14 protein-coding genes are annotated in these 13,271 nt (G+C 66.5%); 7 read left to right on the forward strand and 7 right to left on the reverse strand.

The window, feature by feature from the left end:
• The first annotated feature begins 29 nt into the window (after positions 1-29).
• Complete coding sequence (locus ACSFCA_RS01620; RefSeq protein WP_435458398.1) at positions 30-1,748, forward strand: ClcB-like voltage-gated chloride channel protein; 1,719 nt, start codon at positions 30-32, stop codon at positions 1,746-1,748.
• Between the two features lie 14 nt (positions 1,749-1,762).
• On the opposite strand, the gene ACSFCA_RS01625 is transcribed toward ACSFCA_RS01620, so the two are convergent.
• The 3 genes from ACSFCA_RS01625 to ACSFCA_RS01635 all read right to left on the reverse strand — a co-directional run bounded on the left by ACSFCA_RS01625 (position 1,763) and on the right by ACSFCA_RS01635 (position 4,394).
• The gene (locus ACSFCA_RS01625) at positions 1,763-2,284 is read right to left on the reverse strand and encodes a RidA family protein (RefSeq protein ID WP_218132233.1); all 522 of its coding nucleotides are present in this window, start codon (positions 2,282-2,284) and stop codon (positions 1,763-1,765) included.
• A gap of 66 nt (positions 2,285-2,350) precedes the next feature.
• Positions 2,351-2,773, reverse strand: coding sequence for a c-type cytochrome (locus tag ACSFCA_RS01630; protein ID WP_258354436.1), 423 nt, complete (start codon positions 2,771-2,773; stop codon positions 2,351-2,353).
• Between the two features lie 25 nt (positions 2,774-2,798).
• On the reverse strand, positions 2,799-4,394 hold the full coding sequence (locus tag ACSFCA_RS01635) for a flavin monoamine oxidase family protein (RefSeq protein ID WP_435458399.1): 1,596 nt from the start codon (positions 4,392-4,394) through the stop codon (positions 2,799-2,801).
• Positions 4,395-4,499: 105 nt separating this feature from the next.
• Between ACSFCA_RS01635 and ACSFCA_RS01640 the strand changes: the two genes are divergently transcribed.
• The 4 genes from ACSFCA_RS01640 (at position 4,500) to ACSFCA_RS01655 (ending at position 6,681) form a co-directional block, all read left to right on the forward strand.
• A complete protein-coding gene (locus ACSFCA_RS01640) occupies positions 4,500-4,724 on the forward strand; it encodes a hypothetical protein (protein WP_019652365.1) in 225 nt (74 codons plus the stop codon).
• On the forward strand, positions 4,721-5,053 hold the full coding sequence (locus ACSFCA_RS01645; RefSeq protein ID WP_435458400.1) for a cell division protein ZapA: 333 nt from the start codon (positions 4,721-4,723) through the stop codon (positions 5,051-5,053). Before ACSFCA_RS01640 ends, ACSFCA_RS01645 begins: the two co-directional genes overlap by 4 nt.
• A gap of 305 nt (positions 5,054-5,358) precedes the next feature.
• Positions 5,359-6,180: a sulfite exporter TauE/SafE family protein gene (locus ACSFCA_RS01650; protein WP_093056586.1), complete on the forward strand. Its 822-nt coding sequence runs from the start codon at positions 5,359-5,361 to the stop codon at positions 6,178-6,180.
• A gap of 75 nt (positions 6,181-6,255) precedes the next feature.
• Positions 6,256-6,681: a universal stress protein gene (locus tag ACSFCA_RS01655; RefSeq protein ID WP_258354433.1), complete on the forward strand. Its 426-nt coding sequence runs from the start codon at positions 6,256-6,258 to the stop codon at positions 6,679-6,681.
• Positions 6,682-6,687: 6 nt separating this feature from the next.
• On the opposite strand, the gene ACSFCA_RS01660 is transcribed toward ACSFCA_RS01655, so the two are convergent.
• A complete protein-coding gene (locus ACSFCA_RS01660; RefSeq protein WP_435458401.1) occupies positions 6,688-7,650 on the reverse strand; it encodes an AraC-like ligand-binding domain-containing protein in 963 nt (320 codons plus the stop codon).
• Positions 7,651-7,838: 188 nt separating this feature from the next.
• Here ACSFCA_RS01660 and ACSFCA_RS01665 point away from each other — a divergent pair, with 188 nt between their 5' ends.
• Together ACSFCA_RS01665 and ACSFCA_RS01670 are read left to right on the forward strand one after the other, a co-directional pair.
• A complete protein-coding gene (locus ACSFCA_RS01665; protein WP_258354431.1) occupies positions 7,839-8,843 on the forward strand; it encodes a carbon-nitrogen hydrolase family protein in 1,005 nt (334 codons plus the stop codon).
• A gap of 17 nt (positions 8,844-8,860) precedes the next feature.
• Positions 8,861-9,925, forward strand: a complete 1,065-nt coding sequence (locus ACSFCA_RS01670; protein WP_435458402.1) for a phenylacetaldoxime dehydratase family protein — start codon at positions 8,861-8,863, stop codon at positions 9,923-9,925.
• A gap of 10 nt (positions 9,926-9,935) precedes the next feature.
• Here ACSFCA_RS01670 and ACSFCA_RS01675 read toward each other — a convergent pair whose 3' ends face one another.
• The 3 genes from ACSFCA_RS01675 to ACSFCA_RS01685 are packed head-to-tail and all read right to left on the reverse strand — an operon-like array spanning position 9,936 to position 13,254.
• Positions 9,936-11,474: a malonate--CoA ligase gene (locus ACSFCA_RS01675; protein WP_435458403.1), complete on the reverse strand. Its 1,539-nt coding sequence runs from the start codon at positions 11,472-11,474 to the stop codon at positions 9,936-9,938.
• Between the two features lie 17 nt (positions 11,475-11,491).
• Positions 11,492-12,271, reverse strand: coding sequence for an enoyl-CoA hydratase/isomerase family protein (locus ACSFCA_RS01680; RefSeq protein WP_435458404.1), 780 nt, complete (start codon positions 12,269-12,271; stop codon positions 11,492-11,494).
• A complete protein-coding gene (locus ACSFCA_RS01685; RefSeq protein WP_435458405.1) occupies positions 12,268-13,254 on the reverse strand; it encodes a Bug family tripartite tricarboxylate transporter substrate binding protein in 987 nt (328 codons plus the stop codon). The genes ACSFCA_RS01680 and ACSFCA_RS01685 overlap by 4 nt, the downstream gene beginning before the upstream one ends.
• Between the last annotated feature and the right edge of the window lie 17 nt (positions 13,255-13,271).

Below are 13,271 nucleotides of genomic sequence, written 5' to 3' on the forward strand. Positions count from 1 at the left end.
AAGTTGCGACGCCGCTAACATCGACGGCCATGATGCGGCCCGCCTCGGTATTCCTCAATCTTCGTTCGGCGCTGCAGCGTGTCTTCGGTGTCTCGGGCTGGCAGTCGATGCTGCTGTGGTCCATCGTGGCCGGGTTGCTCGGCACGCTGGCCACCGAACTCTTTCGCGCGGCGCTCTATCACTTCGAGCACCTGGTGCTCGGTCCCGGCGAAGGGCTGGTGGCAATGGCGAAGCACCTGCCATGGTGGGCGCGCATCGCCTGCCCCACGCTGGGCGGACTGGTGGCCGGCGGCCTGCTGGTGCTGGCGAAACGCGTCGCCTTGCGCAGCGCCGCCTCCGACTACATGGAAGCCATCGTGCTCGGCAACGGGCGCATTCCAGTGGTTCAGACACTGGTGCGCAGCGCATCGTCGCTGGTGAGCATCGGCACCGGCGGCTCCATCGGGCGCGAGGGCTCGATGGTGCAGCTGGCGGCGCTGGCGTCGTCTCTGCTGGGGCGGGTGTTCCGCTTTCCGGTCGAGCGGCTGCGGCTGCTGGTGGCCTGCGGCGCGGCGGCCGGCCTTACCGCTGCCTACAACGCGCCCATTGCCGGCGCCTTCTTCGTCGCCGAGATCGTGCTGGGCTCCATCGCGATGGAAAGCGTGGGGCCGATCATCATCGCCTCGGTCGTCGCCAATGTCGCGATGCGGGCCCTGCCCGGCTACCAGCCACCGTACAGGATGCCGGCGTTCCCTGAAATTCACGGCACCGAGGTCGTGCTGTTCTGCGTGCTCGGCGTGCTGCTGGGCTTTGCGGCGGTCGGCTTCCTGCGCGCGCTGCAGGGCAGCCGCGCGCTGTTCTCGCGCTTGCCGGTTGCGCTGCCATTGCGGCTGGCATTGGGCGGGCTTGTGATGGGCGCCGTGTCGGTGCCCATGCCGGAGGTCTGGGGCAACGGCTACAGCGTGGTCAATTCGGTGCTGCACACCCCCTGGCCGTGGACGCTGATCGCGATGGTGCTGGTCGCCAAGGCGGTCGCCACGATGGCCACGGCCGGCTCGGGTGCGGTGGGTGGTGTGTTCACGCCGGCGCTGTTCTTCGGCTGCATGGTCGGCGCGCTGTTCGGCCTTGGCGTGCAGGCACTGTGGCCAGCGGCCACCTCGGCACCGTTCGCCTATGCCATCGTCGGCATGGGCGCGTTCCTCGCGGGCGCGACGCAGGCGCCGCTGATGGCGATCCTGATGATCTTCGAGATGACGCTGAGCTACCAGGTCATGCTGCCGCTGATGGCGGCGAGCGTCATCGCTTATTTCGTCGCGCGCTCGGCCAATGCCGGCTCGATGTACGAGATCACCCTGCACCGCAACGAGCAGCGGGACACGCAGATGCGCCTGCGCGGGCTGCACATGCGCGACCTGGTTCAGCCTGCCGAAACGGTGGTTGGCCCGGAGGCGGACCGCGAAGCGATGAGCAGGCTCTTCCTGCAGCACCCGGTGAAGTACCTGTACGTGGTGGACGCGGGCAACCGCTACCTCGGCGTGGTGCCGCTTTCGGCACTCGGCACGGCGCCAGCAGAAACGACCGCGGGCGCCCTGCTCTCGCAGACCATCCAGCCGATCACCGCCGACACCGGTCTGGGCGAGGCGCTGCAGCGCTTTCTCGACCACCTGGGCGAGCGGCTGCCGGTGATCGAGAGCGCCGACAACCCCGCGCTGCTGGGCGTTGTCGCCAAGAGCGCGCTGCTCGCCACCTACGTGCGGCTGAGCGAGTAGCGCAGCACTGCTTTTTACTTGGCGGGACGCACCGCCATCACCTCGATCTCGACCAGGTAGGCCGGGTTGGCGAGCGCCGCCACCTGCATCGCTGAGCGCACCGGTAGCCGGGGCTGCGCGGTGGTGCCGAAGAACTGGGTGTAGCCCTCCATGAAGCCGGCGAAGTCCATCTTGTTGTCCTTGGCCGGATCGCCGACGAGAAACACCTGCATCTTCACCACGTCGCCCATCGTCAGGCCCAGGCCTGTGAGGCTCTTCTCGATGGCCTTGAGCACACCGACGGTCTGGCCCTTGGTGTCGCCGCCATAGGCCGCCGCGCTGTTCTTGGGCGCGGTCGCGTCCTGCAGCGGCGGCACCTGGCCCGAGAGGTAGACGTTGGTGAACGAAGACGGCACTTCCACCGCCGCCGAGATCGGGAAGGTGGAGTTCGGAATGCGGTGGCGAATGATTTCATCGGCCGCATGGGCGGCGCCGGTGCCGGCTGCGAGCAGTGCGGCGACGAGCGCCAGCTTCTTCGTGATGGAGGTCATGGTCATGCGTGTTGTCTCTCTGCTGGGATGGATGAATGAAAGGTCTGCCAGGCATCAAAAGAAGAAGGCCGATCAAGGCCGCAGCTTCTTGACGCTCTCCGCCGCAATGGCGTCAGGGTACTGGTTGCCGAAATGGGTGCGCGCGTAGCCGACCACGGAAGCGATCTGCTCGTCGCTCAGCATCTTGCCAAAGGCAGGCATGCCCTTCTGGCCGTTGATCACCACGTAAAGCGGGTATTCCGCGCTCGCGAGCCGCGGGTTCGAGGCGAGCGGCGGATAGGCGCCTGCGCCCTTCGCCCCTTGCCCTTGCGCCATGTGGCAGCCCTGGCAGGTCGCGCGGTAGATCGCCTCGCCCGAGCTCTCCTGGAATCGGGGGCCGACGGAAAAGACGGGCTCCGGAGACTGCGCGAAAGCGGCCTGGCCGGCCACCGAGGCCAGCGCACCCAGCGAAAGGCCGAGCAGCGCGCGCTTGAAGGTCGTGATGTTGTTGTTCATGGTGGGTGTGTCCTTCACTCGGCTTTCACGCGACGGCGCGGGCATGCAGCCGCTGTATGGCGTCGAGCGACGAGAGCAGTGCGCCCTCCTGCCAGGCCGGAATGTAGGAAGCGTGCTCGCCGGCCAGCGCGATGCGACCATCGACCTGGCACAGGTTCTTGTAGTGCTTCTGGCGCGTCTCGTCGGTCCATATGCCATAGCAGCCGTGCGTGCCGGGCACCCGGTGCCAGCCCACCGATATGCCGTTGTCGAATTCGCTCGCGTACTGCGGATGCAGCTGCGTGCCGAACTCGACCGCGCGGCGCACGCGCTCCTCGGGCGCCATGGCGGTGAATTCGTAGGAGTTCGGGCCGTCGAACACGTAGGCGCCCAGCACCACCGACTTGCCCTTTGCGCCGTAGCGCGTCGAGGGGTACGAGATGCGCGAGATCGGCAGGTCGGTGTAGCTGATGCCGCCGTAGATGTGCTCGTCTTCTTCCCAGAAGCGGCGCTTGAACTGCAGGCCCACCTTCACCGATGCGCCGTAAGGCACGGCGTTGATGGCCTCCTGCATTGCCGAGCCCACCTGGATGTCGATCTGGCTCAGCACAGACAGCGGAATGGTGCACAGGCACCAGTCGGCCTTGGCCTGCGTGACTGCGCCGCCCTTCGATGCATCGGTGTAGGTGACCGTCACGCCGCGGTCGTTCTGCTCGATCTTCGTGACCTTGGCGCCGTAGCGGATCAGGCTGCCGACTTCTTTCTGGAATGCCTTGGCGATCATGTCCATGCCGCCCACGGGCTGGAAGATCGCGCTCTGGAATTCGTAGTCTTGCCCGCTGGCGATGTAACGCCAAAGGTTTGATTGCAGCAGCTCGCTCATGTCGAGCGGCTTCGACGGCTTGGCCAACGGCATGAGGCCGCCGCCCGCATCGACCTCATAGCCGCGGCGATCGCTGCTGATGGTGCCTTCGAGATAGCGGAACTGCGTGTCGAGCGCACCCCAGCGGCGCAGGCCTTCGAGCAGTTTCTCCTTGTCTTCCTTCGTCAGTGCCGCGTCGAGGTTGCCTTGCGTCGTGGCCTTGCCGAGCAGTTCGGCGACGTAGCCCTGGTAGTCGGCCTGCACGTGGCGGTAGCGCTGCGGCTTGCCGCCGTAGGCCTTGCTCGAATGCACCAGTGCGTTGTAGTTGACCTGGACGAAGGGCTCCAGCGCCACGCCCAGTCGCTTGCAGTAGCCCAGCACCGCATGGTGGTGATAGGGAATGCGCCATGGTCCCGGATTGAAGTACTCACCCTTGGCGAAGCCGCATTGCTGCACGGCGCCACCCAGCTCGGTGAAGGTGTCGCCGCCGCGCAGCGTCCAGCACCGGCCGCCCGCACGATTGCTGAACTCGAGGACCTTGACCGAGTAGCCCGCGTTGCGCAGTTCGAGCGCGGCGGCCATGCCGGCCAGGCCTGCACCAAGAACCAGCACCGACGCACCCTTCCTTGCGCCATCGAGCTTCGGTGGTCCGCTGTAGTTGGATTCGGCGGCAAAGCCCAGCGAGGTCATCGCCTGGTACATCGCGCCGCCCCCTGCGGTCTTGCCAATGAGCGTAAGCAGGTCGCGCCGACTGAATAAAGTGTTGTTCTTCGTGGTCATTGACTGGCTATTGGAGTTTGAAAGGCAACTGGAAGGCAGCAGAATCCATGCCACGCCCAGGCCCCGCCTGGGGGCCGCTTCCTTGGGAAACTACAATCGCCAACCATGCCCGCCTCCAGCCCTATCGATCAGATCGCCGAGCGTGTTGAACGACTGCTTGTGCGTCACGAAGAGGTGCAACGCACCAATGCGCTGCTGCAGGAGCAGGTCGATGCGCTCACGCGCGAACGCGACGCCCTGAAGTCGCGGCTCGTTGCGGCACGCACGCGCCTCGATGCCCTGCTCGAACGGTTGCCGGCTGAACCACCCTCCGAAGATTCCCCCGCATGAAGCAGATTGAAGTACAGATCATGGGCCAGAGCTATCTGCTCGGCTGTCCCGATGGCGGCGAGGCGCAGCTGCGCGAAGCCGTCGAACGCGTGGACGCAGCCATGTGCAAGATCCGCGATGCCGGAAAAGTCAAGGCCCGCGACCGCATTGCAGTGCTGGCTTCGCTGAACCTGGCATTCGACCTCGCCGCGCAGCAGGCCGCTGTTGCCGCAGCGCCCGCTGCACCAGTTGCCACTTCGGCTGCAGACAGTGTCGAAACCGACGCGAAGGCCACGCAGCTCATCCAGAAACTCGATCAGGCCCTGGCTGGCGATGGACATTTACTCTGAATAAGGCTCGCACGAAGACGGACGAGGCGTAAAATCCAATCCGTCTGCAGACTGTGTCGGGCTTAATATTTCCTTGTTCCAATGCTCTCCGGAGCCGGGCTTGGTACATCGCTCGACGGGCGTGATCATCTCGCGTCAGATGAACCCGAAGTCCTGCTGCCCTCGCCCACCTGAACCCTGGTTCAGGATGCGGGTCCGGCACATCACCTGCAGACACCTTTTCCTGCCACGGCCCCCTGCATCCACTGCTCGGGGCCGTTGCTTTTTCCAGCCCCTCACTTCCCTTGCGTGACTTTCCCGTGAATATCGCTGCCCTGCTCGACCCCCTCCTGATCGCCGAACTCGCCGCTCTCGGCCTCGGCACCGGTTTTCTCGCGGGCCTGCTGGGCATCGGCGGCGGCATGCTGATGGTGCCGTTCATCACGATCATCATGGGCCACCGCGGCGTGCCGGCCGACCTCGCGGTGAAGATGGCCATCGCCACTTCGATGGCGACGATCATCTTCACTTCGGTGTCCAGCGTGCGTGCGCACCACCGGCGCGGCGCGGTGCGCTGGGACATCGTGCGGCGGCTCGCGCCCGGCATCGTCATCGGCAGCCTTGCTGGCAGCCTGGGCGTGTTCTCGCTGCTCAAGGGCACGGCGCTGGCCATCTTCTTCGCGCTGTTCGTGGGCTTCTCGGCCACGCAGATGTTCCTCGACAAGAAGCCCGCGCCCACACGGCAGATGCCGGGCACGGGCGGCCAGCTCGCGGCGGGCGGCGCGATCGGCTTCATCTCGGGCCTGGTGGGCGCGGGCGGCGGCTTCATCAGCGTGCCGTTCATGACGTGGTGCAACGTGTCCATTCACAACGCGGTGGCCACCAGCGCGGCGCTGGGCTTTCCGATTGCTGTGGCGAACGTGCTCGGCTATGCGGTCAGCGGCCAGTCGGTGCAAGGCCTGCCGGCCGGCTCCTTCGGCTACATCTGGCTGCCCGCGCTGGCGGTGATTGCGCTGTGCAGCGTGTTCACCGCACCGCTGGGTGCGAAGGCGGCGCACAGCCTGCCGGTGAAGAAGCTCAAGCGCGTGTTCGCGAGCATCCTGTATCTGCTCGCGGCCTACATGCTCTGGAAGGGCCTGCACGGCTGATCCGGCCGGGCAAAGCCCTTCGGGCCTGAGGTACGCCCCGTTGCGGTGCGCGGAGCCGCGCCGTATAAGGGTTTCATGAAAATCCTCATCGCCGTCGACGGCAGCGCCTACACCCGCAAGGCGCTCGACTACCTGCTTGCCAATCGCGCCATGTTCGTGGACGGGCACCAACTGGTGGTGGTGCACGTGTGCACCGGCATCTCGGGCCACGTCGCACGCCACCTGAGCAAAGAATTGGTGACGGACTACTACGCCGAGGAAAACGCCAAGGTGCTCGACCCGGTGAAGGCGCTGTTCGCCGAGAGCGGCGTGAGCAACTACACGATCGACTCGCGCCACGGCCATGTGGCCGAGGAAATCCTCAAGTCGGCCGCGGCGGCGCAAGTGGGGCTGATCGTGCTCGGCACCCATGGCCACGGCATCTTCGGCCGCGCGCTGATGGGCTCGGTCGCCACCAAGGTGGTCGCCGAAACCAACACGACGGTGATGCTGGTCCAGTAGCCCTTCTTACTGCATGCGCTGCTGCCGCCATTCGCGCGGCGAGCAGCCGAAGCGCTCGCGGAACGCGCGGCTGAAATGCGCCGCGTCGTTGAAGCCGCGGCCATAGGCAATCTCGGCCACCGGCCGGCCCGCGAGGCGCGGCTCCAGCAGGTCTCGGCTGCACGCCTCCAGCCTGCGCTCCCAGATGTACTGCGACGGTGTCAGCGGCTCGCTCCTGAACACGCGGTGGATGTGACTCACCGACACGCCCAGCCCGGTGGCCAGCGTGCCCACCGACAGCGAAGGATCGGCCAGCTGCTCGTCGATGAGCCGCTTCACGCGCGCAAGGTGATACGCCGTGAGATTGCTGAGCGACGGCGCACTCGCCGCAGGCAGCGTCTGCAGCCCCGCCACCAGGATGTTCTGCACACCGTTGGCCACTGCAAGTGCCGATGCGGGCTGCAGCGTGTCGATGTCTTCGCGCAGCGTGTGGATCATGCCCAGCAGCAGGTGCCCCGCGCCCGCGCGCCCCGACACCGTGGTGGCCGTCAGCGCCTCGGTGTCGCGCAACTCGCTGCGCAGGCGTTCGCCAGGCAGCTTGAGCACGATCTGCTCGAAGGATTCGTCGAACAGCAGCTGATAAGGCCGCGTGCTGTCGTACAGCGCGAAGTCGCCGGCCGACAGCACGGCGTCGCGGCCGTCCTGCCGTACCACGCCACGGCCACGCGCCTGGATGCTCACGAGAAAGTAGTCGTCGCTGGAGTGCGAGATGTGCCCCGGCGTGCGCATCACCTTCTGCGGGCCCGAGGTGACGACCGACACGTCGAGGCCCGGCAGCGTGTGCTGGCGGATGCTGCCTTCGAAATCGCAGCTATCGCCTTCGCGCACCGGATCGCAGCCTAGCTGCACGTAGACGTTGCAGATCATGTCGGTCCAGTAGGCAAGCCGCTGGTCCCGCGGGACGGCGTCGGTGCTGAGCAACTGGTTCATCTGGGTTCCTCGGAAAGCCTCAACAGCAAAGGCATGCAACGCTGGAACAAGAACGCCGCCAATCCGGGTCAAGGCGTTCCGGCGGCGCGAATTTACGCTTCAAGCAACCCGCATGCCACAGCGCAAACCCGGTGCGTCGTGCGTGCGGCAGACGCTTCGTTACTTTCATTGCATCTGGAGAACTCACCATGCCCACCACCGTCCACCCCAAGCTGCGCGTTGCCGCCGTGCAGGCCGCCCCCGTGTTCCTCGACCTCGACGGCACCATCGACAAGACCATCGACCTGATGGCGCAGGCCGCGAAACAGGGCGTGCAGCTCATTGCCTTTCCCGAGACCTGGGTGCCCGGCTACCCGTGGTGGATCTGGCTCGATTCGCCGGCCTGGGGCATGCAGTTCGTGCAGCGCTACCACGACAACTCGCTGGTCGTCGGCTCGGCCGAGTTCGACCGCATCAGGGAGGCGGCGCGCAAGCTCAAGATCTGGGTGTCGCTCGGCTACAGCGAGAAGGCGGCGGGCAGCCTCTACATTGCGCAGGCGCTCATCGATGATCAGGGCAACACCGTGCAGACGCGGCGCAAGCTGAAGCCCACGCACGTGGAGCGCACGGTGTTCGGCGAAGGCGATGGCGCCGATCTGCACGTGGTCGAAACGCCCATCGGCAACATCGGCTCGCTGTGCTGTTGGGAGCACCTGCAGCCGCTCAGCAAGTACGCGATGTATTCGCAGAACGAGCAGATCCACTGCGGGGCATGGCCGAGCTTCTCGCTCTACCGCGGTGCGGCCTACGCGCTGGGCCACGAGGTCAACAACGCGGCGAGCCAGGTATACGCCGCCGAGGGCGGGTGCTTCGTGATCGCGCCTTGCGCCACCGTGTCGAAGGCGATGAGCGAGCTGATATGCACCGACGCCGGCAAGCAGCAGATGCTCGGCGTCGGCGGCGGCTACGCACGCATCTACGCACCGGACGGCTCTCCGCTGGGCACGCCGCTCGCCGAAGACGAAGAAGGCCTGGTCATCGCCGACATCGACCTCGGCATGATCTCGCTCGCCAAGGCGGCTGCCGACCCAAGCGGCCACTACTCGCGGCCCGACGTCACCCAGTTGCTGCTCAACAAGACGCGCCGCGAACCCGTGGTGGTGCAGCACACGCCCGAGCCTGAAACCAGCGTGCCCGAGCCAGTTGCGGCCTGAACCCACGGAGGCACGCCATGGAATCAGCCATTGCCGAGCACCTGAAGTGCCCTCGCACGCGGCATCGCCGCGTGGAAGACGACTACACGCCGCCCTACCCCGTGTGGTCGGCCCGTGCGCCCACGTCGGTGAAGCAGGCCGTGATGGGCTACTTCGGCGTGCAATCGCGCGGCCCTGAAATGCAGGGCCGCGCCTGCGCCGCGCTGATGAAGATCGCCCGCGACTTCGCCCTGCCCGACGGCCCGGGCCACCACGACCTGACGCACTACGTCGATGCAGACGGCTTCGACAACATGATCGCCATCGCCTACTGGAGCGACGCCGCGGCCTACACACGCTGGTGCGCCACGCCCGCCATCGATGCCTGGTGGCGCTCCGACGAGCGACTCAACGAAGGCCTTGGCTACTTCCGCGAGATCGCGTCACCGCGCGTCGAGCACTTCGAGACCATGTTCAACACGCCAGACCGCTTCGAGGGCGTCGGCGTGGTCATGGGCGAGGTCAGCGGCGAACTGCAGGAGCACGGCTATTGGGGTTCGATGCGCGACCGCATCCCGCTGTCACAGACCGATGCGATGGCACCTTCGGGCACGCGTGCAGTGATTGCCGGCACGCCGGCTCCGCGCCAGCGCGTGCGCATCGCGGGCCACGAGAACATCGCGATGATCCGCTCCGGCCAGGAATGGACCGACACCACCGGGCAGGAACGCACGCTCTACCTGCAAGACATGGAGCCGGTGCTGCGCGAGGGCATGGACTTCCTGCGCGACCAGGGCCTGGGCATCGGCTGCTACAGCAACCGCTACATGCATCACCTCGATGCGCAAGGCGCAACGCTGCAGAAGTCGTTCGGCCTGAGCTACTGGCGCTCGCTGGCCGACATGGAGCGCTGGGCCGAGTCGCACCCCACGCACGTCGCGATCTTCGGCAGCTTCATGCGGTACGTGCAGGCGCTGAACTTCCAGCTGCAGCTGCGCGTGTACCACGAGGTGTCGGTGCTGAAGGCCGACGAGCAGAGCTACGAGTACATCAACTGCCATGCACGCAGTGGGCTGATGAACGGGCTCGCGCCCGTTGCATGAGCCGATTCGATCAGCCCGCGAACAGCGCCTTGTGCTCCGCGCGCAGCAGCGCCTTCTGCACCTTGCCCATCGTGTTGCGCGGCAGTTCCGGCACGACGAAGCAGCGCTTCGGAATCTTGAAGTTCGCGAGCCTGGCCTTCAGGTCGGCCACGATGGCCTCGGCATCCAGCGAGGCGCCCGCCTTCGCGATGACGATGGCCACGCCCACCTCGCCAAAGTCGGGGTGTGGCACGCCGACCACCGCGCTCTCGGCCACGCCGGCCATCTCGTTGATGTAGCCCTCGATCTCGGCCGGGTACACGTTGTAGCCGCCGCTGATGATCAGGTCCTTGCTGCGCCCGACGATGACGATGTAGCCCAGGCCGTCGATCTTGCCCACGTCGCCCGTCTTGAAGAAGCCGTCGGAGGTGAACTCTTCCTTCGTCTTCTCGGGCATGCGCCAGTAGCCCGCGAACACGTTGGGGCCGCTGACTTCGATGTTGCCGATCTCGTCGGTGGTGCAGTCGCGGCCGCCGTCGTCGCGCACGCGAAGTTGCACGCCCGGCAGCGCAAAGCCGACGGTGCCGCCGCGGCGTTCGCCCTGTGCGGCGGTGTAGGGGTTCGACGTGAGCATGACCGTTTCGCTCATGCCGTAGCGTTCGAGAATCGTGTGGCCGGTGCGCTCGCGCCATTCGTCGAAGGTTTCGATCAGCAGCGGCGCCGAGCCCGCGACGAACAGGCGCATGTTGCGCACCGCCTCGCGCGTGAGGCCCGGCTCGGCCAGCAGCCGCACGTACAGGGTGGGCACGCCCATGAACACCGTGGCTTCGGGCAGCTTCTGCACAACGCGCTTCGGGTCGAACTTCGAGAACCACAGCATCTTGCTGCCGTTGAGCAACGCGCCGTGCAGTGCGACGAACAGGCCGTGCACGTGGAAGATGGGCAGCGCGTGGATCAGCACGTCGCCTTCGGTCCAGCCCCAGTAGTCCTTCAGCACCTGGGCGTTCGACAGCAGGTTGCCGTGCGTGAGCATCGCGCCCTTGCTGCGGCCGGTGGTGCCGCTGGTGTAGAGGATCGCGGCCATGTCGTCGGCCTTGCGCTGGGCTACGGTGTGCTTGTCGCTGCATTGCGCGGCGATTTCGAGCAGCGTGCCGGTGCGGTCGTCGTCCAGCGTGAAGACGTGCTGCGTGCCCGCCGCGTTGGCAATCGGCCCGACCCACGGCGCATTGCGGCTGGTGCACACCACCACGGCCGGCTCGGCGTTGCCGATGAAGTATTCGATCTCGGCGCTCTGGTAGGCGGTGTTGAGCGGCAGAAACACATAGCCCGCGCGCAACGTGGCGAGGTACAGCAGCATGGCCTCGACAGATTTCTCGACCTGCACCGCGATGCGCGCGCCCTTCTCCAGCTTCAGCGCATCGAGCAGGTTGGCGATCATGGCGCTGGCGCGCTCGACGTCGCGCCAGGAATAGAAAAGGCCGTTGTCGGTTTCGACGGCAATGCTGTCGAGGTCGGCAGGGAAAGCCGCGCGCAGGGCGGCAAACAGGTTGGCGTTGGCGGTCTTCTTCATCTGGCGGTTTCTTGTCTTCAGAAATTCGGGGTGCGCTTGGCGAGAAAGGCGGCGATGCCCTCGCGGTGTTCGGCGGAGTCTGCGTAGTCGTAGGCGGTGGCCAGCAAGTCGCGGGCCGACGGGGCTCCGGCCCGCAGCGCGGCAAAGGTCTGCTTGTGCAGGCGCGCGGCCTGCGGCGCGAGCGCGGCGATGCGCGTGGCGTGCGCCTGCACGGCGGCTGCCACTTCGTTGTCGGGCAGCACCTGCAGCAAAAAGCCCGCGTCGTACAGGCGCTGCGCGCCGTGCACGCCGGCGGCAAGCAGCATGTCGCGCGCGAGCACGTCGCCGATGGTGCCATGCACCAGCGCAGCTTCGCGCGGTGCCATCGGGAAACCGAGCTTTGCGATGGGCGCGCCGAACTTCGCGGACGCGCCGGCCAGGCGGATGTCGCAGCAGCTCGCAATCTCGATGCCCGCGCCCATGCAGGCGCCCTCGATCTGCGCGACGAGTGGCAGCGCGCAGTCGAGCATGGCCTGCAGCGCGGCCCACACTTCGTTCTCGTGAAACTCGCGCAGACTTGGCTCTTCGAAGCGGAACGACGGGTACTCGGAGATGTCGCCGCCCGCGCAGAAAGCCCCGCCCTCGCCGCGCACGACGACACAGCGCAGGCCGCCATCGTCGTTGCGCAGGCCGTCGAACACCGCTCGCAGCTCGCGCCACATGGCGCGCGTCATGGCATTGAGGCGCCCCGCGTTCGACAACGTGACGAACGCGATGGCGCCTTCCTGGCGCAACGAGATGCCGCTGCCGCCCGTCATTCGATCTTTGCGCCCGAGGCCTTCACAACCGTGGCCCAGCGCTTGATCTCGGAGCTCACGAAGCTGCCGTAGGCAGGGCCCGTGAGGGTCGGGATTTCCGAGCCGTTCTGGGCCCAGATGTTCTTGATGTCGTCAGCCGCCAGCACCTTCTGCATCTCGGCGACGATCTGCGGCTGCACGTCGGCAGGCGTGCGCCGGGGTGCCCACAGTCCGTACCAGGTGGTCACGGTGTAGTCGGGCAAGCCCACCTCTGCGGCGCACGGCACGTCGGGGAACGCGGGGTTGCGCTTGGCGCCGGCCACCATCAGTGCCTTGATGCGGCCGCTCTTGATGTACTGGGCCGAGGAACCGAGGCCATCGAACATCAGGTCGACATTGCCGGCGATCAGGTCCGCCAGTGCCGGCCCGGCACCACGGTAAGGAATGTGGGTGATGAAGGTGCCGGTCTGGATCTTGAACAACTCGCCGGCCAGGTGGTGCGAGGTGCCGGCGCCAGCCGAGCCGTAGTTCAGCTTGCCGGGGCTGGCCTTGGCAAGCGCGATGAATTCCTTGATGTTGTTGGCCGCCACGCGGCGCGGATTGACCACCACCACCTGCGGCACGTTGGCCAGCAGCATCAGCGGCGCAAAGTCTTTCTCGATGTCGTAGTCGAGCTTGGGATAGACGGACGGCGCAATGGCATGGTGCACCGCGCCCATGAACAGCGAGTAGCCGTCGGCCGAAGCCTTCGAGGCCACGCTCGCACCCAGCGTGCCGCCAGCGCCACCGCGGTTGTCGATGATGAGCGACTGGTTCGTCAGCCGCGAGAACTGCCCCGACAGCGGCCGCGCGAACGCGTCGGTCCCGCCGCCGGCCGGGAACGGCACGATCATCGTCACGGGCTTCGTCGGCCAGCCCTGCTGGGCCCGCGCTGCGCCGCAGAGAACGGCCGCACCGGCGGCAGCCACGCGCAGGACGTCGCGGCGTTGAAAGCTTGGGTTCATGTGTCTCTTCTCCTGTC

It is taken from the genome of Variovorax multivorans (assembly GCF_051216835.1).
Classification (GTDB): Bacteria; Pseudomonadota; Gammaproteobacteria; order Burkholderiales; family Burkholderiaceae_C; genus Variovorax.